This is a genomic window from Pseudosulfitobacter sp. DSM 107133, assembly GCF_022788695.1.
Classification (GTDB): Bacteria; Pseudomonadota; Alphaproteobacteria; order Rhodobacterales; family Rhodobacteraceae; genus Pseudosulfitobacter.
The window spans coordinates 72404-92074 of the sequence record NZ_CP085157.1 but is presented as its reverse complement, the minus strand read 5'-3'; the positions used below and the strand labels follow the sequence as shown (position 1 = coordinate 92074).

The window sequence follows — 19671 nt, the reverse complement described above, 5'->3', positions numbered from 1 at the left end:
GTGACCGAAATATACTCTTCCCAAAAATCTAACGAATGTTAGAATATAGTTCAAGCAAAGATTTGAGGAGGATGTTCACAATGGGAAACACGCAAAGGGAAAGCTTCGGAAACCTGCTTTCGCCCATCCGCGCAGGCACACACATGGTGCGAAACCGGATCATCATGGGGTCGATGCACACACGGCTGGAAACCGAGCCCGATGGCATTTCCAAACAGATCGCGTTCTACGCTGAACGGGCCCGGGGGGAGGCGGCGATTCTGGTCACCGGAGGGTTTTCTCCCAATGCCGAGGGGCTGTTCGATCCGGAAGGTCCGCGAATCGACGACCCGGACGAGGCCATGCACCTGCGTCCGATCTGCGAGGCGGTACAAGCCGAAGGCAGCCTGTTCTGCGCGCAGTTGCTTCATGCCGGACGCTACGCAAAGATCGAGGGCTGCGTGGCGCCATCACCGATTCGCGCGCCGATCAACCGTTTCATCCCGCGTGAGATGACCGACGCCGATATTCGCCGCACCATTGCGGATTTCGCCAAAGCCGCAGCCAACGCCCAGGCCGCGGGGTTCGATGGCGTCGAGATCATGGGTTCCGAAGGATACCTCATCAATGAATTCACTGTCACGCATACCAACAAGCGTGAAGACGACTGGGGCGGCAGCGCCGAGAACCGACATCGCTTTCCGGTCGAGATCGTGCGCGCCGTGCGAGACCAATGCGGGCCGGATTTCCTTGTCATCTACCGAATTTCGGCGGCTGATCTGGTCGAGGGCGGCGCGCCCGCCGATGAAATTGCGGCACTGGCGCGCAAGATCGAGGCGGCGGGGGCGGATATTCTGAACACCGGCATCGGTTGGCACGAAGCGCGCGTGCCGACGATTGCTTATCCGGTTCCGCGAGGTGCCTGGCGGCAGGCGGCGGCCAATGTGAAGGCCGCAGTGTCCATTCCTGTGGTCGCCTCGAACCGGATCAACACGCCCGCAATGGCCGAGGACATCCTTGCCTCTGGCGAGGCAGACATGATCTCGATGGCCCGGCCCTTTCTGGCCGACCCGCATTTCGTCAAGAAGGTGCGCGAGGGCCGCGCGGACGAGATCAACACCTGCATCGCCTGCAACCAAGCCTGTCTGGATTTTATCTTTTCCGACCGGCCGGTGAGCTGTCTGGTCAACCCTCGGGCAGGCCGCGAAACCGAATTCCGGGACACGCCGACAGATTCACCCCGGAAGGTGGCGGTTGTCGGCGGCGGCGCCGCGGGCATGGCCACGGCGGCCGAGGCGGCACGGCTGGGCCATGTCGTCACCTTGTTCGAAGCCCATGACAGGCTGGGCGGCCAATTGAACCTGGCGCGTGCGGCGCCGGGCAAGGACGAGTTCGACGAAACCCTGCGCTATTATTCCGGCCAGATGCACAAACACGGCGTCACGCTGCGCCTGGGGCAGCGGGCCGGTCTGGATGATCTGACCGGTTTCGACCATGTAGTGATCGCCACAGGGGTCACGCCGCGCATTCCCGATCTGCCGGGCGTGGACCATCCGAGCGTTGCCACCTATGCCGAGATCCTGTCCGGCGAACGTGCTGCGGGTGACAACGTCGTGGTGATGGGGGCAGGCGGCATCGGCCATGACGTGGCCGAATTCCTCGTGACCGGATCGGCAGAGGTCCACAGCACCAACGCATTCTGCGAGACATGGGGCGTAGACCCGACATTCGCCGCGTCGGGCGGTCTTGCGGGCGATCCGCTGGCACCGAAACCTTCGCGTCGCAAGGTGGTCATGCTTCAGCGAAAAACCTCGAAACCGGGGGCAGGGCTTGGCGTCTCCACGGGCTGGATCCTGCGCAACGCGCTGCGCAAACACGGGGTCGAGGCCATGGGCGGCGTGGTCTATGACCGTATCGACGACGCGGGGCTGCATATCCTCATGGACGGAAAGCCAAAGGTCATCGCCGCCGATACGATCGTGCTGTGCACCGGGCAGGAGCCAGAGCGGGCGCTGGCCGAGGCCCTCGCCGGGCGCGGAGTCACCGTCACGATGATCGGCGGGGCAAAAGAGGCGGCGGAGCTTGACGCGCTGCGCGCCATTGATGAAGGGGTGCGTTTGGCGCAGGGTCTTTGAATTGGCATGAGGGGAGGATGCGATGCAGCCAGAGGTTTTTCGCGCAGGACGCACCGATCTGTACTCGATCTTTCGAAGCCGCGCGCAGGACAGTGCCAGGGTTCTTGCCGTCGAGGACGGTCGCAAACGGCAGACCTACGCCGAGTTGCTGGAGCGGGTTGATCGTCTGGCCGCCGTCTTTCTGGCGAGAGGCGTCACGCCCGGAGACAGGATCGCGATCCTGTCCCACAACCGGGCGGAATATCTTGAAACCGAACTGGCCGCTTGCGCCGGATGAACTGCGGCATTGCATCGACCTGGTCGAGCCGGTTCTGGCGCTGGTCGAACCCGGCCTGCGCGGCGCGTATCATGCGGTCTCCGCTACCCGATGCATGGAGATCGGGCCGGATCTGGACGCGGCCATCGCTGGGGCCAAACCAGATCCGCGCACCGGAACCCTGGTGGAGGATCCCGAGGCCGGGCTGACGATCCTTTACACATCGGGGACGACAGGCCGACCCAAGGGGGCGCTGATCAGCCACCGCGCCCATATCGCTAGATCCATGGTCTTCGCGGCGCAACTGGCGCTCGATCCCGGCGACGGCTTCATCGCCTGGGCGCCCATGTTTCACATGGCGTCCACCGATCATGCGCTGGCGACGATCTTGCGCGGCGGCACGGTGGTGATGGTGGACGGGTTGCAACCTGCCGTCATCAATGAGGCGCTGTCACGCCACAGGATCGGCTGGTTCGTGATGATGCCGGGCGCGTTGGATGCCTTCATCGCCGAGCGGCGCGCCAACCCGCTGCCGGTGAAAGGGATCAAGGTCTGCGGCGCGATGGCTGATCTGGTGCCTCCACATCAGATCGCGGAGTTGACCAGCCTTCTGGACACGCCCTTCCTGAATTCCTTCGGGGCGACCGAAACCGGCTTGCCGCCTGGCACCGCGGGTCTGATCGCGCCCGGTGTCATACCCGAAAAACTGTCCAAACGGATCAGCGCATTCTGCGAGGTCCGGCTGGTTGACCCTGAAGACCGCGACGTTCCCGACGGAACGCCCGGTGAAATGGCGATGCGCGGCCCGACGCTGTTCTCTGGCTACTGGAACGCCAACGCCACCAATGCCCGAGACTTTCGCAACGGGTTCTTCCACATGGGCGATCTGTTCCGGCGCAATCCCGATGGCACGATCGACTTTGTGGACAGGGTTAAATACCTGATCAAGACCGGCGGCGAGAACGTCTATCCGGCGGAAATCGAGCGCGTGCTTCTGGCGCATCCGTCTGTTGTCGAAGCGGCGGTGGTGCGGGCGTTCGACGCGAAATGGGGCGAAGCCCCGGTGGCCTTTGTCGCCTGCGGCAATGACCGACCGGATGCGGATGCGCTGATGAATTTGTGCCGCGAAAGTCTGGCAGGCTACAAACGCCCGCGCGAGCTGCATTTCATCGCATTCGACGATTTCCCCAGATCGACCAGCGGAAAGGTCCAGCGGCATGTCCTCGAAGCCCGGTTGAAGGTCTGACCCTCGCCCGGTGCCCGGCCCCGGTCGTCACCCCGCCACGCCCGTCCGCCCCACCAGCGCCATCAGCGTCGCGGTCATCGTCGCGACCAGCTTTTCCTGTCCTCCCTTGGTGGCATAGGCGCGTGCCTCGCAGATGGTCAGGTTCCTTCCCGGTTTCACCACGTCGGCAACGAAGCGAAACCGTTCGCCGTCCGCCGGGTTGAGCAGGTTGATCTTGAATTCCACCGTCAACACCGCGGCATCGGCGGGCATCAGCGAAAAACCGGCATAGCCGCACGCACTGTCGAGCGCGGTCGAAACGACTCCGGCATGCAGAAACCCATGCTGTTGGGTGAAATCAGCACTGTGGGCCATCTCTAGGACGATATGTCCGGGGGTAAGATCGGCAATCCTGATCCCAAGCGTGCGCATCACATTCTGTCGATTGAAACTGTCGCGTACGCGTGCGTCATAGGCAGGATTTTTCGGTTCGAATGGCGTCATGGCGTGCTGCCCTCCTGAATTTCATTCATTGATGACCAAGATTAGCCGATCCTTGAGGCGCGCATCTTGTAGCGAACGGCCAAAACCGCACTGTGCCGCCTGTAAGCGAAGTGCGCGGGGTGGTTTTCCTGCAAAGGCACGGCAGGCGGCGGACATATGAGGTTGATCGTAATATCCGGCATCCAGCGCCAGATCTGTCAGGGACACGGTCTGCGTCGCGAGTTGTCCAAGCAACCTCCGAAAGCGCCGTGAGGCAGCGAGTCGCCGTCGTGACACGCTGGTTTCCTCTCGGACCTTACGTCGTTCCGTCCGGGCACTGCACAGCCCGGGTGACGCGGCAAAACGCAGACACTTTGCAAGTTCGTCGAGCATAGTGACCAACAACGGCAGCGCCTCGTCGCTCTGCTGAACGCGCGCCAGAGCTGAAGCCAACGGTTTCAGTTCCTCGGCCTCGGGCAAACGCTCCGGTCTTGACGACAGCCGTAGCCCGGCCACGACACCATGGAATGGCATTAGGCGGGGCGTGAAACCCGGGCGCGGTGGTGCCATCGATCCGCGCGCCCCGCCGCTGTCGTCGCACGTTATCGAAAGGGTAAAGAGGTCGGTCGCGAACCGCCCGCTTCCACGTCCGCTCAGTACACCCATATCGCGGAACACAAAAAGATGGTTGATCTGGGACGCTGCGTTCAGGGGCGGCGCCATTTCAAGATAAAGCGGCGCCGCCGCCAGGTCACTGGACGAACGCATCCCGGTTCTCAGCGATGAAATCGGTAAATCGACGGGCCGGGCGGCCCAACACGTCGCTGACCGTTGTCTCGATGCCGGCAAGGTAGCCCTTGGGCGCTATGGAGGCCAGTTCGACCATGGCTCCGGCGACCTCATCCTGCATCCCGCCAGCCACCATGGCCGCTTTCGCATCCTCGGCCGACAGGGGGGCACAGGTGACATTTCGCCCTGTCACTTCGGACAAAAGGGCTGCGATGTCATCGCCGGTTAGCGCTTCGGGGCCGGTCAGCCCAAGACCCTTGCCCTCAAATCCCGGGGCGGTCAGTGTCTCGGCGGCGACATCCGCGATGTCGCGGGCGTGGATCCAGGCTACAGGGCCGCCCAGATCATCGTGGTACACCCCGTTCTTGCCAATGTTGCTGGTCTGCCAGAACAGGTTCTGCATGAAATAGGTCGGCTGGACGAACGTCCAGTCAAGCCCGCTCTGCTTCAGCAGCTCCTGGGTTTCGGAGTGCCACTTTCCAAAAGTCAGCCCCGCCTTGGGCGACGCACCCAGCCCGGTGGCCAGAACGACATGGCGCACGCCCGCGGCCTTGGCGGCCTCGATCACGTTCGCCTTCCACTGGCGCATGTCCAGATGGGCAGGCGTGACCAGGTATATCTTTTCTGCCCCGTTACAGGCCCGCGCCAGCGCGGCGGGATCGGTGAAACTCGCGACGACGGCCTCGCATCCCTTGGCCTTCAGAGCGTCCAGACTTGCGGGGTTGCTGGTGACAGCGCGCACGGTCGCGCCCTTGGTCAGAAGCGTGTCGACAAGGGGGGCGCCGGTGGTGCCGGTGGCTCCGAAAACGGTGATCATGTCTTATCCTTTCGCAGGTCTGCAATGGGCTGGATTGTTTTCGGGTTGCTGATCGACGACAGATCGCCCGGATTCTCGCCAAGGAAGGCCGCGCGCACGATCCGGCGCATCGTCTTCATGGTGCGGGTCTTGGGCAATGCCTCGACGAAATGGATCTCGCGCGGGCGGAAGGGTTTCGACACGACCTCGCCCACCCGGTCCTTGAGCCGTTCGACAAGCGTCGCATTGGGCGACACCCCCGGCGCCGCGACGCAAATACAGACCACGGCCACCCCCTTGATATCGTCGGGCGCGGCGATGGCGGCGGCGTCCACCACCTCGCCGGTCCCGGTCAGCGCCGCCTCGATCTCGGGCGGGCCGATGCGTTTACCGGCGATGTTCAGCGTGTCGTCCGAGCGGCCGAGGATATACCAGGTGCCGTCAGGGTCGCGGCGCACCCAGTCGCCGTGCCGCCAGATGCCGGGATAGGTGGACCAGTAGGTTTCGAGATACCGCTCGCGGTCGCCCCAGATCGCCGGGGTCAGCCCCAGAGGCGGCTGGGTCACGACCAGTTCGCCCACCTCGCCCGGCGCGGCCTCGTGGCCATCCTCGCGCAGTACGCGCGCGCCCACACCCAGGGCCTGGGCCGAAAAACCGCCCTGCTTGATTTCGTGCAGCACAGTTGAGGTCAGGATCGCGCCGAACAGTTCGGTTCCACCGGAAATGTTCAGCGGCACAGCGCGGCGTCGGCAGATATGGTCGAGTTGCCAGAGCCAGGCCTCTTCCGTCCAGGGCTCGCCGGTCGAGGCGACGATGCGCAGGCGTGCCAAGTCATAGGCCAAAAGTGGCTCGGGGCTTTGCGTCATGAATTGCCGCACCAGCGTGGGGGCAACGCCGATGTGGGTCACCTGCATCTCGGACGCAATGCGCAACAGCCTGAAGGGATCGCCAGGGATAGAGGGCGCGCCCTCGGCCAGCACCAGCGTGGCGCCGGACAGCAGCACCGATAGCAGGGTGAGCGGCCCCATCACCCAGCCCATGTCGGTCATCCACAGGTGGCGGTCATCGCGTTTCATGTCGAGGCACAGCAGGATATCCGCCGTTGCCTTGGCCTGCACCCCGAGATGGGTATGCACAACGCCCTTGGGCCGGCCTGTCGTGCCCGAGGTATAGGCGATGAGGAAAGGGTCCTCGGCCTTGACGGCAACCGCTGCGAAATCCGGGTCGGCGGCGCCCAAAGCTTCGGTCCAGTCGAGATCGCGGGCCGGATCGGCCACCGCGCCGCCGAACCGCCGCAGGCTGAACACGGTATGAACGGAAGGCACCTCGGTCAGGGCTTCGGCCAGCACCGCCTCCATCCAGACCGGCTTGCCGCGTCTGGGTGAGGCATCCGCCGTCAGCACCGCCACGGCACCCGCATCCTTCAGGCGCGATATGATCGCATGCGGCGCAAAGCCGGAAAACAGCGGCACCGCGACCGCGCCCAGCCGGGCAATACCTAGCAGCGCAGCCTCGATTTCGGGGATCATCGGCATGTAGATGCCCACCGCCTGACCAGGCTGCACCCCGCGCGCGTCAAGGGCCGAGGCGACGCGGGCGACTTCGGCGGAAAGTTCGGAATAGGTCCATCGGCGGCGGCTTCCGTCTTCGCCGACCCAGTCAATCGCAGTCTTTTCGCCAAGACCTTCGTGAATTCGTGCGTCGAGACAGGTTTCCGTCAGATTCAGAGTGGCTCCGACAGCCCATCTGATCGATTCAGGCCCATCGGAAATATCCCGCAGCACCGTGTGCGGCTTGCCGAACCGTATACCGGCATGGTCAATGATCCGGCCCCAGAACCAATCCGGCTCCTCAGTGGCGCGGCGGACAAGATCCTCGTAACTGTCAATGCCGCAGTCTTTCAGAAAAGCGGTCAGCGTGCTTAATCGCTGAATGTCAGAGTCTGGCTGAAACATCCGCCACCTTTCTACAAGGAAAAAGGGCCGCGCATTTGGCGCGGCCAGTCGGGGAGGTAACCCTGGACACGGCGTGACGGCAATACCTTGTGACAGGCACTCCCGCCCACGGTCAACCGTGCATCGACAAGCCGCCGGAAACCGAGATCACCTGGCCGGTGATGAAACCGGCGTCGTCGGACGACAGGAAGCAGATGATGCCAGGATAATCCGTCGGCTGCGCCAGACGCTTCATCGGAATCGCCCGCTTGAGACCCTCGGCGATCTTTTGACCGGCCTCGCCCTCGGCAACCTGAGCAAACAGCGGCGTATCGGTCGGGCCGGGGGCGACAGCGTTCAACTGAATGCCCTTGCGCGCCAGTTCCCGCGCCACGGTTTTGGTGAACGAGATGATGCCGCCCTTGCAAGCCGAATAAACGGCTTCGCCCGAAGACCCGACACGACCGGCGTCGGAGGCGATGTTGACCACGCGGCCCCCGCCGTTATTGACCATGCCGGGCAACACCGCGTGGTGCATGTTCAGCGGACCATAAAGGTTGATGTCGATGACCTTTTTCCACAGATCCGCATCGCTGTCGAGGAACGGTTTTATCACATCCCAGCCGGCGTTGTTCACCAGCACGTCGATCGGGCCACCAGCCTCGAACGCGGCCACAGCCTTGTCCACCTCAGCCCGGTCGGTGATGTCCACCCTGTAAGCTTGGGCTTTTCCTCCGCCGCTCTGGATCAGACGGGCCGTTTCCTGCGCGCCGCCTTCATTCATGTCGAAGATCGCAACCTCGGCACCTTCTTCGCCGAAACGTTCGCACACCGCGCGCCCGATTCCGCTGCCGCCACCCGTCACGATGACACGTTTTCCATTTAATCCTCGCATATGGATGTCCTCCTCTTCCGCTAACACCTTCGCAAAGAACTTGATTCGAGGCGTCCTTTCGTACATTCTAACGCTTGTTAGATTTATTGCAATGGACATCCTTATGGGCGACAAGTATCGGTCGCGGATGATGCGAGGACTCGATGTGGTCGATAAAATCGAAGATGACCTGAGCAAGTCCGAAAGGACGCGGGGGGACGTCCTCGCTACGGCTGCCCGACTTTTTCGGCACGATGGCTTTTACGCGACGACGATGCGCGACATTGCCCATGGATCAGGGATAGAAGCCGGAAGCATCTACTATCATTTCCAATCCAAGGACCAGATTTTGAGCGAGGTTCTCGAACTTGGTGTGCGGCAGCTTTACGAGAAGGTCTGCGAAATCGTCCGCGCGACAAAGCAGCGCCCCGAAGAATTTCGCAAGACCTTCGCTTTGCTTATCGAAACCCACCTGACCTATCTTCTGACCGACAGCGACTTCACTTCCGCCAATATCCGGAACTATCCGATGCTGTCGGATGAAGCGCGCGCCCCACACCGTGAGTTGCGTGCCTCCTATGCCGGGGTATGGAGCAGCTTTCTGCAGGATGCCAAAGACTATGGCACCCTGAGAAACGACATTTCCGTTACGGCGATCCGGCAGTTCATATTGAGCGCCATGAACTGGACCGTCGAATGGTATAAAATGGACCAGTATCCGGTTCATATCCTCGCAGAACGTATGAGCAAACTGATACTTGACGGTATGTGTCCCAGTCACCGGGCTGACGTAGACGGCCAGAAGGCGGGCGACGTAGCCGCTTCTGTTGAAGAGCAAGACACCATCGGCAAGGCCGCAAAAACCCGCGCCGAAATCCTGAGGGCCGCGGCGCGCGTTCTTAGAGACAAAGGGTACAAGGCGACCACGCTAAGACAGATCGCGGATGAAGCGGATATGAAGGCGGGCAGCGTCTATTACCATTTCAAATCCAAAGACGCGATAGTGGACGAGGTTCTGAACGCCGGCTTGAGCGATTTGCTATCTGGGGTCACCGCAGCAGTCCAAGAATTTCATGCGCCAATCGACCATCATGCTAGGATCGCAACTGCGATTTGGACGCATTTACATTTTCTCTTCAAGGCAAGCGAATTCACGTCTGCGAACATCAGAAGCTATGGGATGCTGCCCAATCATTTAAGGAAGAGACACAGGGATATTCGTCATGAGTATGGGCATCTCTGGGACAGGGTTCTTCGCGAAGCGCAAGAGGCCGATGCCATAAGATCTGACATCAAGATTGTCCCTCTGCGCCAGGTGATGTTGGGCGCCTTGAACTGGACGGTGGAATGGTTTGATCCCAACAAGGAGGGAAGCTCGGGGTATCTTTCATTGTCTGAGTTCTCTGGCATGCTCATCAAGCTGCTTCTTGAAGGGATCTGCGACAGGGAGAACGTCGCGCGAGCCTGATGAGCGCAGCCATTGCGATCAAACCAGAAGGAAGTGGTACAGCCCTTCCGCAACCGCCTTTTCCCGGTCCGTCTGCCACGTGATCACGCTGACGCTCGCCATCCGCTTGCCCTTGCGGGTAACATTAGCACGGGCATAAAGCGATCCCTTCACGCCAGGTCGGAGGTAATCGACGGTCAGATTGATCGGCTTTGCCGGAACGTCCGCGAAATCGGGATGAACTGCGATAGCGGCGGTCGCTTCCATGAAGCTCGCGATGATCCCGCCATGGTAGTAGTCCATGACTGGGTTTCCGATGTGGCGTTCTACAAAGGTCATCTCGGTTTCGGCGTGGCAGCTGTCCACGCTCTGAACCTCGAAGTTGAGAAAACGGAAGAACGGCACGCGGGATACATTTGCATTGACGGCTTGCAAGTTGATCACGATGGCTCTCCTTTTTCCAACGCGTCAAACAGGCTGGAGTCTCCACGGGTCAATGCGAATGATGCGACTCCACGTGCAATTTCCGCATTCTCATGGCCATCAAACCAGATACTGCCCGAATTGAAGGCGATATGGCGGGTTTCCCGAAAACAATGCGCGCGAACGATGACGTCCGCGCGCGATCGAGCGGGCCGCAGGTAATCAACCCTAAGGTCAAGAGTGGCCATGGTGCTGACGCCCTCGATTGCCACAAAGTTTGCAAGACCGAACACACTGTCCAGCAGAGCCGTCAGGATGCCACCATGAAGCCGCGTTTGATCCGCGTCGACGCAAAACTCCGGATTGAACGGCATCCGAACTCGAACGCCTTCGGTCGAGACCTCTTCGATCTGGAGTGCCATATGCTTTATCAGACCCTTGCCGCGCGCATTCCACATCTGCGCGATCTGCTCCATCTTCCTCTTGGTGATATCGGACATGTGATCTTCCTTTAGCGACCCGTGAAATTCGGTTTTCGTTTTTCGATAAAGGCAGCGACCGCCTCGTGGTGGTCTTCAGTCTGATGCATGAGCGCTTGATAGGCCGCCGCGGAATTCAGGAAATCTGGTAGATCCATCCGTTCGGCATTGCGCATCAGACGCTTTGCGATCCGCACCGCGCGCGGCGGCTTCGATGCGATGACGGCGGCGCGTTCGCGGGTGCGGTCCATCAATTTCTCATGCGGCACGACCTCCAGCACCATTCCCATTTCCAGGGCCTCGGCGGCATCGATCATGCGGCCCGAGAAGGTCAGATCGGCAGCTTTCTGATGGCCCAGACGGCGCAGCATGAACCAGCTGCCCGCATCGCCCGGAATGATTCCGAGGTTCAAAAAGACTTCGCCGAACCGCGCCTTGTCCGAGGCGACGCGCATGTCGCACATCATCGTCAGGTCGCATCCCGCGCCGACCGCCGCGCCGTTGACCGCGGCGATGGTAGGAACGTCGAGATTGTAGAGCGCCAGAGGCAGCCGCTGCACCCCATCGACATAGCTCTGCGCCGCCGCAAGCGGTTCCTTGCGAAAGATGCTGTCGGGATCGTTCATCTCCTTGATGTCGCCGCCGGCGCAGAAGGCCGGATCGGCACCGGTCAGGATCATGACGCTGACCTGCGGGTCGGCCTGCACTTTTGCAAACGCGTCCAGAAGCGCGGCGATCATGTCGTTTCCGGTGATCGGGTTGCGACGTTCCGGATCGTTCAGCGTGACCGTGGCTATCCTGTCGGAAATTTCCAGAACGACGGGGGGGTTACTCATTTTTTCCATCTCCTCGTTCGCGTTTCTCGAACATGTCAGGGTTTATCATGTCACGGGCATCGTGACCCATGTGCAGGGTTTCCCCGCCGTCTACATAGATGTCTTCGCCGGTCATGAAATTCCCCAATTTGGATGCGAGGAAAATGATCGTCCCGGCGATGTCCTCCGCCGCGCCCATCCGGTTCAGGACCGAGCGGTTGAGCTGTTTCCAGCGCTCCGTCGGAATGGGATAGCGGCCAAGCGCCTCTGTCTTGATCGTTCCCGGCGCAACGCAGTTCAGACGGATCCCGTATTCGCCCCATTCGGCGGCCAAGGTCTTCATCATGCCCGTCACGCCGGCGCGCGCGGCGACGGTATGGGTGAACCCGGTGAGCGCGGTGCGCGCTGAAATCGCAGTCACGAAGACGATGGAGCCGCCGTTTTCATACATGAAATGATCGGCCACGGCGCGTGTCATCTGCCACGATCCTATCAGGTTGTTGCGGATCACAGCCTCGAAGCCCTTGTTGGTGATGTCGCGCGCGGCTGCGATATACTGGCCGCCCGCGTTGTTCACCAGAACATCAAGCCGCCCGTAATGGTCCTTGATGCGCCCCATCGCTATTTCGATACTGTCCGCGTCACGGGTGTCGCCTGGCACGACAAAGGCCTCGCCACCCGCCGCGCGGATCATCTCGGCGGTCTCCTCCAGCGGCCCTTCGCGGCGCGCGAATAGGGCCAGCCTGGCCCCGCAGGAGGCCATTTCCAGCGCCGTTGCCCGGCCCATCCCCGAGCCGGATCCGGTGACCAGAGCCACCTGGCCCGCCATGAGATCCGGCGCGTAACGCCGTGCTTTTTCTTCGCTCATGTTCTGCCCCCTCAGTTTTTAAGCAGTTCGCCGGCGATGATCAGCTTGCGCACCTCCTGGGTGCCCGCGCCGACCTCCAGCACACGTCCGGTGCGGTAGAGGCGGTTCACTTCGGTATCACGCATGTAGCCCGACCCCCCGTGGATCTGCACCGCCTTGTCCAGCACGAAGGACGTCGCCGCGGCGGTCTTGAAGATCGCCGCAGCGGTCAGCTTGTGAATTTCGCCGCGCCCGCCTTCGCCCTCTTCCAGCCCCTCACACATGGCGGCCGTCTTCAGCGACAGGCTGCGCGCCGCCTCGATCTGGGTATACATGTCGGCCAGCATCGCCTGCACCATCTGGAAACTGGCGATCGGTTTGCCGAACTGCTGGCGCGTCTTGGCGTAATCGATGGAAATATCCAGCGCCCGCTGCGCAATCCCCAGGGCATTGAAGCAGACGATGGCGCGCTCCAGATCCAGCCCCGACATTGTCACCGCAACGCCGCCGTCCAGCTTGCCGACCATGTTCTTCGCGGGCACCCGGCAATCCTCGAACACCAGCTCACCCGTGGGCGAGCCGCGAAAACCCATCTTGTTGAGCTTCTGCGCCACCTTGAAGCCGGGCGTGTCAGTTTCGACGATGAAGGCGGAAATGCCCTTGGCGCCCTTTTCGGGCGAGGTCTTGGCATAGACCAGCACCAAGTCGGCAATCGGCCCGTTGGTGATATATATCTTGGTGCCATTCAGGATATAGTCATCGCCATCCTTCTTCGCCGTGGTCCGCATCGAGCCGAGCGCATCCGACCCGGCGCCCGGTTCGGTCAGGCCAAGCGCGCCCACCAGCGTGCCGTTGCACAGGCCGGGCAGATACTTGCGGCGCAGATCGTCATTGGCGTTTCGGTAGATGTTGTTGACGCACAGGTTGTCATGCGCGACATGGGTCAACCCGATGGCCGCCGAGGCGCGCGACAGCTGTTCGGTGATGATGCAGGCCGAGGTGAAGTCGAGCCCCGCGCCGCCGAATTCCGGCGGTACGTTGAGGCCGAGATAGCCCATCTCTCCCAGCTTGGGAAAGACCGAAGGCGGCAGGTCGTCGGTGTCGTCCATTTCCGCGTTCAGGTGGTGGAACTCGGAAAAGAAGAACTTTCCGGCCTGATCGGCCAATGCCTGCTGTTCGTCCGTCATGAAATGTGTTGGCAGATTGATGTCGTTGCGCAGTTGCTTGTTCATGGTCTCGTCCCCCTCAGGCGCGCAAAAGTTCTTCGGCGATGATGATCTTGCGCACTTCGCTGGTGCCCGCGCCGATCTCCAGCAACTTGTTGGCGCGGAACAGCCGGTTAATCTCGGTGTCCTGCATGTAGCCCGAGCCGCCGTGGATGTGGCAGGCTTCGGTGACGGCCTTGTTAAAGGCCTCGCCTGCGTAAAGGCAGGCGGCCGCGGTCAGCTTGTGGATCTCGCCGCGACCCCCAGCACCCTTCGGCAAGCCGACACAGGCCGCCAGGGCACGATAACTGAAGGCGCGAGCGGTTTCGACCTCGGTGTAGATCTCGGCCAGTTTCGACTGCATCATCTGGAAGCTGGCGATCGGCTTGCCGAATTGTTCGCGCATCTTCGCGTATTCCAGACCCAGTTCAAGCGCACGTTCGGCCATGCCGACGCAGACCGAAGCGACCATCGCGCGTTCCAGATCAAGCCCGCTCATCACCACTGCAACGCCAGAGTTTTCGACCCCCAACATGGCTGATGCCGGAACGCGGCAATCCTCGAACACCAGCTCGCCCGTAGGTGAGCCGCGAAAACCCATCTTGTCTAGTTTCTGCGCCACCTTGAACCCGGGATTGTCGGTTTCGATGATGAAGGCCGAAATGCCCTTGGCGCCTTTGGATTTGTCGGTCTTGGCATAGAGCAGGATCACATCGGCAATGGGACCGTTGGTGATGTAGATCTTCGAGCCGTTGATGACATAGTCGTCGCCGTCGCGCCGGGCGGTGGTGGCCATGGAGCCAAGCGCATCGGATCCCGCGCCGGGCTCGGTCAGCCCGAGCCCGCCGACCAGATCGCCCGAACACAACCCCGGCACATATTTTTTCACCTGCGCTTCGGAGCCGTTGCGCAGCAGGTTGTTCAGGCACAGGTTGTCATGTGCACCATGCGACAGGCCGACGGCGGGGTTCCACTTCGAAATCACCTCAGACACCAACGCCTGGGTAAACTCGTTCTGGCCCGATCCGCCCAAAGCCTCCGGGGCCGTGATCCCCAGAAGACCAAGTTCGCCCATCTGCTTGAAAAGATCGTCAGGCCACCAATCCTCTTGGTCCATGCGTGCCTGTAGCGGGTGAAGCACCTCGCGCGACACCCGATCAACATGATCAACGATCTGGCGCTGCTCATCGGTCAGCGAATAATTCGCCCTGATGGCCGCCAGATCAGCCATGGCAAGTTCATTCTGACTGGTCATACTTTTTCCTCCCGAACAAAATGTCATCTACAGCGTTGACCAAAATCAAACACATGTTAGAAAATAGTTCAAGGCAAGCTTTTCGCGACCTGACGTTGCAGGCAAGTTCGGCCAGAAAACGGGGGATATCTTGGAAATGGTGGAGAATGTCGTTCGTTCGCAGTCGCGGGGGTATGAGGTGCGCATCACGATCTGCCGCCCTGACAGTCGAAATGCCCTGAACCGCGAAGTGGCAGAGGGTCTGATTGCCGCAATTCTGGCGGCCGAGGCCGACGCGGAATGCCGGGTGATCGTCCTGACCGGCGAGGGCGAGCGTGCCTTCTGCGCTGGCGGCGACATCAAGGCGGGTGCCGAAGGTGGCCCATTTGTTCAGGACCCGGCCTATCCGGACCATTTCGCCGGGCAATTGTTCGAAACCATACAAGCCTGCCGAAAGCCAACCATCGCGCGCATCAACGGTGTGGCCATGGGCGCGGGCGCGGGCATCATCTGTGCCTGCGATCTGGCCGTGATGGTCGATCATGCCCGAATCGGAACGCCTGAAGTGAAGGTGGGTCTGTTTCCGATGACTATCGTTCCGCCAATGATCCGCATGTTGCCCCGGCGCAGATTGATGGAGATGTTCATCACCGGCGTTCCTCTGACCGCCGAGGAGTCCTTGCGCTATGATCTGGTCAACCATGTGACAGATACTGCCGGGCTGGATGACAAGGTTGCGGAGTTGGTCGCGCAGATTGCCGCGCAGTCGCCTACCGCGATCCGGCTGGGAAAATACGCCTGCCACGCGATGGAAGACATGACCTATGCGCAGCAGATGCGCTTTGCCGAAACCCTGTTGCCACGAGTTGCGCAGACAGAAGATGCGCGCGAGGGCTTTGCCGCCTTCATTGCGAAACGCAAACCTGAATGGACAGGCCGCTGATCAAGCGGAGAGGAGAAGCACATGTCGGATCGAAAACTGCGTATCGGATGCGCATCGGGATTCTGGGGCGATACGCCTGAAGCGATCGGTCAGCTGGTCTCCAAAGGCGAGATCGACTATCTGGTGTTCGACTATCTGGCCGAGGTGACGATGTCGCTGATGGCGCGAGCCCGCGCCAAGTCGCCCGATGCGGGTTATGCGCCGGATTTCGTCAAGGCGCTGGCACCCTGGTTGTCGGAAATCAAGGCCAAGGGGATGAAGGTCGTTGCCAATGCCGGGGGTGTGAACCCGCGTGGCTGCCGCGATGCGCTGGCTAAAGTCGCCGCCGAGGCCGGGATAGATGTGTCCATCGGTGTTGTGCTGGGCGATGATTTGTCGGCGCGGGCCGACGATATCCGCGCCGGTGGTCAGACGGAGATGTTCTCGGGCGTCGCGTTTCCAGACGATATCTGGAGCATGAACGCCTATCTGGGCGCCCGCCCCATCGCGGCGGCGCTGGATGCCGGAGCCGACATCGTGATCACAGGGCGCTGTGCAGACAGCGCAGTGGCGCTCGGCCCGCTGATGCATGAATTTGGCTGGGGCGACGATGATTGGGACAAGCTCAGCCAGGGATCGTTGGCGGGCCATTTGATCGAGTGCGGCCCCCAGGGGACCGGTGGCAACTTCACCGACTGGCAGGACGTACCGGGCTGGGACGACATGGGGATGCCCATCGTCGAAGTGTCGGAAGACGGCAGTTTTGTCATGACCAAAACACCAGAGACGGGCGGGCTGGTTGTGCCGGGTTCGGTCGGTGAACAGATGCTCTATGAAATCGGCGATCCGCGCGCCTACCTGCTGCCCGACGTGATCTGCGACTGGTCGCAGGTCACGCTGGACCAGGTCGGGCCGGATCGGGTGTTGGTCAAAGGCGGCAAGGGTCTCGGGCGTACCGGCAGCTACAAGGTGTCGGCGACCCATGCCGATGGCTGGCGCGCGGTTTCCTCCCTGACCCTGGCGGCCATCAACGCGCCGGCCAAGGGCAAGCGCGTGGCCGAGGCCATCGTTACCCGTTGCCGCCGGATCTTCCGTGAAAGAAACCTGTCCGATTTCCGGCAGGTCAGCGTCGAAGTGCTGGGGGCAGAGGCGGCTTACGGCGCCAACGCGCGGGCGCAGACCCGCGAGGTGGTGATCAAGATCGGCGTGACGCACGACGACCGCGCCGCGCTCAACATCTTCGCCGGCGAGATCGCACCGATGGCCATCTCGACTGCGCAGGGGCTGACCGGGTTCTTTGCCGGGCGGCCCAAGGTGCAGCCGGTGGTACGCCTGTTCTCGTTCCTGCAGGACAAGGCCGACACCCCCGTCGCAGTCGAGGTCGACGGCCAGGATGTTCCCGTCACCGTGGCCACCAGGCCAGTCCACCTCGATCCGCCTGCCGCACCGCCCGCAGAGAGCCGCGAGCCCGGTCCGGACGCGGTCAAGGTGCGCCTCGTCGATCTGGCCTGGGGACGGTCGGGCGACAAGGGGGATATCGCCAATATCGGTATCCTGGCGCGCAAGCCAGACTACCTGCCTTTTATCCGGTCGGCTCTCAGCGAAGAGGTGGTAAAAGACTATTTCTCCCATGTCTGCGAAGGCAAGGTCGAGCGGTTCGACCTGCCGGGAAGCCATTCGCTGAATTTCCTGCTGCACGAATCGCTGGGCGGGGGCGGCATCGCCTCGGTCCGCATCGATCCGCAAGGCAAGGGGTTTGCCCAGATGCTGCTGGATATCGAAATTCCCGTGCCGGCCGACCTGGCCGCGCGCGACGGGCTGAACACCCCGGACCCGAACAAGAGGGTAATACCATGACTATTTCAAAACTCCTGGTCGCCAATCGGGGTGAAATCGCGGCGCGCGTGTTGCGCACCGCCAAGGCCCGCGGCCTTGCGACGGCTGTGTTGCGCCACGTCGCCGAACAAGATGGGCCGGCCCATCTGATCGCGGATGAGGTTGTGATGATCGACGGCCCGACGCCTGTAGCGGCCTATCTCGATATTCCGCAGATCGTTGCGGCCGCAAGAAAGATCGGCGCGGATGCGGTGCATCCCGGCTACGGCTTTCTGTCGGAGAATGCCGGTTTCGTCGCGGCGCTGGAAGAGGCCGGTGTGACATTTGTCGGCCCGACCTCCGAGACCATCGACCTGATGGGCGACAAGGTCCGCGCGCGCGCCTTTGTCGAGGCGCGCGGCTTTCCGGTTGCCCCCTCGGCGATCGAGGATGACGATCCGGCGAGTTTTGTCGAACGCGCCCGCACCCTGGGCTATCCGCTGCTGATCAAGCCTTCGGCGGGGGGCGGCGGCAAGGGCATGCGCATCGTGCGCGAGGACAGCACGTTGGAGACCGAGATCGCCACCGCGCGCCGCGAGGGCGAGCGGTATTTCGGCGACGGTCGTCTCTTCGTCGAACGCTATATCGAACGTCCGCGCCATATCGAGGTGCAGGTGATGGGCGACGGGCAGGGCAACGTGGTCCATTTCTGGGAGCGCGAATGCTCGATCCAGCGCCGGTTCCAGAAGATCATCGAGGAAACGCCCTCGCCCGCGCTTTCGCCCGAACAACGGGACGAGATCTGCGAAACCGCCGCCAGAATTGCGCGCGCCGTCAACTATCGGGGTGCCGGAACCGTCGAGTTCATCTATGCGCAGGACGGGGCCTTCTACTTTCTCGAAATGAACACCCGCCTTCAGGTCGAACATCCGGTGACCGAGATGGTCACGGGCTTCGATCTGGTCGCCGAGCAGTTGCGTATCGCGGCGGGCGAGGGGCTGAGCGCGGCGCAGGCCGATATTCCGCAGACCGGCCATTCGATTGAGCTGCGCATCTGTGCCGAGGACGCGACGGCCGATTTCCGCCCCGCGATCGGGGATATCCTGCTGCTGGACGAACCCCACGGTGAGGGTATCCGTGTGGACAGTGGCATTCGGGACGGCGGCAAGGTCACGACCGATTTCGACCCGATGCTGTCCAAACTGATCGTGCATGGGGCAGATCGCGCACAGGCCATCGCCCGTGCGCGGAACGCCGTGCAGAATTACGTCATCCTCGGGGTGACGACCAACACCGGCTATCTGGACGCGATCCTTGCACATCCCGATTTTGCGTCGGGCGATGTTTCAACCGGGTTTCTAGCCGAACAGGCGGATGTGCTGACCGCGCCGGGCGAGGATGTATCCACCCTGCTTATGGCGGCGGCGGCCCTGTCTGATCAACGTCTGGTGACCGATGTGATGCAGATACCCGAAATGCACCGCAAGATGGGCGGGTGGAGAAACTGATGCGCAGAATATTCATGATCGCCAGCCATGAGGCCGAATGCTGGCTAACCCATGATGGCAGCCGCTTTGTCCTGAACATGCCAGATGGCGCAGTTCCCTGCCAACTGGACCCGACCGGGGCGCCGGGCGCACATGTGCTGCGGACCGGGGGGCGGGCGCATGAGTTGCGGCTGGCGGTCGGGTCGGAATCTACCTTCATACATTTGAACGGGCGCACCTTCGAGGTTGGGAGGGTCGATCCCGACGACCGGCTTGCCGGCAGGCAGGGCGCTGCAGGGGGTGATCGACTGTTGGCGCCGATGCCGGGGGTCGTCGTTTCGGTGGCGGTTAAGCCCGGAGACACCGTTACAGAAGGCCAGCCGCTTCTGGTCATCGAAAGCATGAAGCTTGAAACCACCCTGACCGCGCCGCGCGACGGTGTGGTTGCCGAAATGCCTTTTACCGCGGGTGACAGTTTCGGCCTAAAGGCCGTCCTTGCCCAGCTGACCCCGCAGGAGGAGTGACA

General features: G+C 61.9%; 18 protein-coding genes and 1 pseudogene. 8 read left to right on the top strand and 11 right to left on the bottom strand.

Features of this window, described 5'->3' with window-relative positions; all coding sequences use genetic code 11:
- Positions 1 to 80 precede the first annotated feature (80 nt).
- From DSM107133_RS21605 to DSM107133_RS21595, 3 genes and pseudogenes are all read left to right on the top strand, one after another.
- The gene (locus tag DSM107133_RS21605; protein ID WP_047998140.1) at positions 81 to 2114 is read left to right on the top strand and encodes an NADPH-dependent 2,4-dienoyl-CoA reductase; all 2034 of its coding nucleotides are present in this window, start codon (positions 81 to 83) and stop codon (positions 2112 to 2114) included.
- Positions 2115 to 2136: 22 nt separating this feature from the next.
- Positions 2137 to 3139, top strand: a pseudogene (locus DSM107133_RS21600) (AMP-binding protein); the annotation flags it as partial.
- 21 nt (positions 3140 to 3160) lie between these two features.
- Positions 3161 to 3616: a fatty acid--CoA ligase family protein gene (locus DSM107133_RS21595; protein WP_338031156.1), complete on the top strand. Its 456-nt coding sequence runs from the start codon at positions 3161 to 3163 to the stop codon at positions 3614 to 3616.
- A 27-nt stretch (positions 3617 to 3643) separates the two neighbouring features.
- On the opposite strand, the gene DSM107133_RS21590 is transcribed toward DSM107133_RS21595, so the two are convergent.
- The 5 genes from DSM107133_RS21590 to DSM107133_RS21570 form a co-directional block, all read right to left on the bottom strand.
- On the bottom strand, positions 3644 to 4099 hold the full coding sequence (locus DSM107133_RS21590) for a PaaI family thioesterase (RefSeq protein ID WP_047998035.1): 456 nt from the start codon (positions 4097 to 4099) through the stop codon (positions 3644 to 3646).
- Positions 4100 to 4120: 21 nt separating this feature from the next.
- Complete coding sequence (locus DSM107133_RS21585) at positions 4121 to 4846, bottom strand: helix-turn-helix domain-containing protein (RefSeq protein ID WP_047998034.1); 726 nt, start codon at positions 4844 to 4846, stop codon at positions 4121 to 4123.
- On the bottom strand, positions 4830 to 5684 hold the full coding sequence (locus DSM107133_RS21580; protein WP_047998033.1) for an SDR family oxidoreductase: 855 nt from the start codon (positions 5682 to 5684) through the stop codon (positions 4830 to 4832). The genes DSM107133_RS21585 and DSM107133_RS21580 overlap by 17 nt, the downstream gene beginning before the upstream one ends.
- Positions 5681 to 7618 carry an AMP-binding protein gene (locus DSM107133_RS21575; protein ID WP_047998032.1) on the bottom strand — a complete coding sequence of 646 codons (1938 nt, stop codon included), beginning with the start codon at positions 7616 to 7618 and terminating at the stop codon, positions 5681 to 5683. The genes DSM107133_RS21580 and DSM107133_RS21575 overlap by 4 nt, the downstream gene beginning before the upstream one ends.
- Positions 7619 to 7730: 112 nt before the next feature.
- Entirely contained in the window at positions 7731 to 8492 is a 762-nt protein-coding gene (locus tag DSM107133_RS21570) for a glucose 1-dehydrogenase (protein ID WP_047998031.1), read from the bottom strand.
- A 91-nt stretch (positions 8493 to 8583) separates the two neighbouring features.
- Between DSM107133_RS21570 and DSM107133_RS21565 the strand changes: the two genes are divergently transcribed.
- Positions 8584 to 9939 (top strand): TetR family transcriptional regulator, encoded by a 1356-nt coding sequence (locus DSM107133_RS21565; RefSeq protein ID WP_114294392.1) that lies wholly within the window; start codon positions 8584 to 8586, stop codon positions 9937 to 9939.
- A gap of 18 nt (positions 9940 to 9957) precedes the next feature.
- Here the strand turns inward: DSM107133_RS21565 and DSM107133_RS21560 are convergent, their stop codons facing one another.
- The 6 genes from DSM107133_RS21560 to DSM107133_RS21535 are packed head-to-tail and all read right to left on the bottom strand — an operon-like array spanning position 9958 to position 14942.
- On the bottom strand, positions 9958 to 10362 hold the full coding sequence (locus tag DSM107133_RS21560) for a PaaI family thioesterase (RefSeq protein WP_231582202.1): 405 nt from the start codon (positions 10360 to 10362) through the stop codon (positions 9958 to 9960).
- Positions 10359 to 10841, bottom strand: coding sequence for a PaaI family thioesterase (locus tag DSM107133_RS21555; RefSeq protein WP_047998030.1), 483 nt, complete (start codon positions 10839 to 10841; stop codon positions 10359 to 10361). The genes DSM107133_RS21560 and DSM107133_RS21555 overlap by 4 nt, the downstream gene beginning before the upstream one ends.
- 11 nt (positions 10842 to 10852) lie before the next feature.
- Positions 10853 to 11656 (bottom strand): enoyl-CoA hydratase-related protein, encoded by an 804-nt coding sequence (locus DSM107133_RS21550; protein WP_047998029.1) that lies wholly within the window; start codon positions 11654 to 11656, stop codon positions 10853 to 10855.
- Positions 11649 to 12503: an SDR family oxidoreductase gene (locus DSM107133_RS21545; RefSeq protein WP_047998028.1), complete on the bottom strand. Its 855-nt coding sequence runs from the start codon at positions 12501 to 12503 to the stop codon at positions 11649 to 11651. Before DSM107133_RS21545 ends, DSM107133_RS21550 begins: the two co-directional genes overlap by 8 nt.
- Before the next feature lie 11 nt (positions 12504 to 12514).
- Positions 12515 to 13714, bottom strand: a complete 1200-nt coding sequence (locus tag DSM107133_RS21540) for an acyl-CoA dehydrogenase family protein (RefSeq protein WP_047998027.1) — start codon at positions 13712 to 13714, stop codon at positions 12515 to 12517.
- Between the two features lie 13 nt (positions 13715 to 13727).
- The gene (locus DSM107133_RS21535; RefSeq protein WP_047998026.1) at positions 13728 to 14942 is read right to left on the bottom strand and encodes an acyl-CoA dehydrogenase family protein; all 1215 of its coding nucleotides are present in this window, start codon (positions 14940 to 14942) and stop codon (positions 13728 to 13730) included.
- Positions 14943 to 15120: 178 nt separating this feature from the next.
- On the opposite strand from DSM107133_RS21535, the gene DSM107133_RS21530 reads away from it, so the two are divergent.
- From DSM107133_RS21530 to DSM107133_RS21515, 4 genes are read left to right on the top strand one after another with little or no spacing between them, the layout of a single operon-like run.
- Complete coding sequence (locus tag DSM107133_RS21530) at positions 15121 to 15864, top strand: enoyl-CoA hydratase-related protein (RefSeq protein ID WP_240310597.1); 744 nt, start codon at positions 15121 to 15123, stop codon at positions 15862 to 15864.
- Between the two features lie 21 nt (positions 15865 to 15885).
- On the top strand, positions 15886 to 17700 hold the full coding sequence (locus tag DSM107133_RS21525; protein ID WP_047998024.1) for an acyclic terpene utilization AtuA family protein: 1815 nt from the start codon (positions 15886 to 15888) through the stop codon (positions 17698 to 17700).
- Positions 17697 to 19166 (top strand): biotin carboxylase N-terminal domain-containing protein, encoded by a 1470-nt coding sequence (locus DSM107133_RS21520; RefSeq protein ID WP_047998023.1) that lies wholly within the window; start codon positions 17697 to 17699, stop codon positions 19164 to 19166. The genes DSM107133_RS21525 and DSM107133_RS21520 overlap by 4 nt, the downstream gene beginning before the upstream one ends.
- Positions 19166 to 19669 (top strand): biotin/lipoyl-containing protein, encoded by a 504-nt coding sequence (locus DSM107133_RS21515; protein WP_231582201.1) that lies wholly within the window; start codon positions 19166 to 19168, stop codon positions 19667 to 19669. The genes DSM107133_RS21520 and DSM107133_RS21515 overlap by 1 nt, the downstream gene beginning before the upstream one ends.
- The last annotated feature ends 2 nt before the right edge of the window (positions 19670 to 19671 follow it).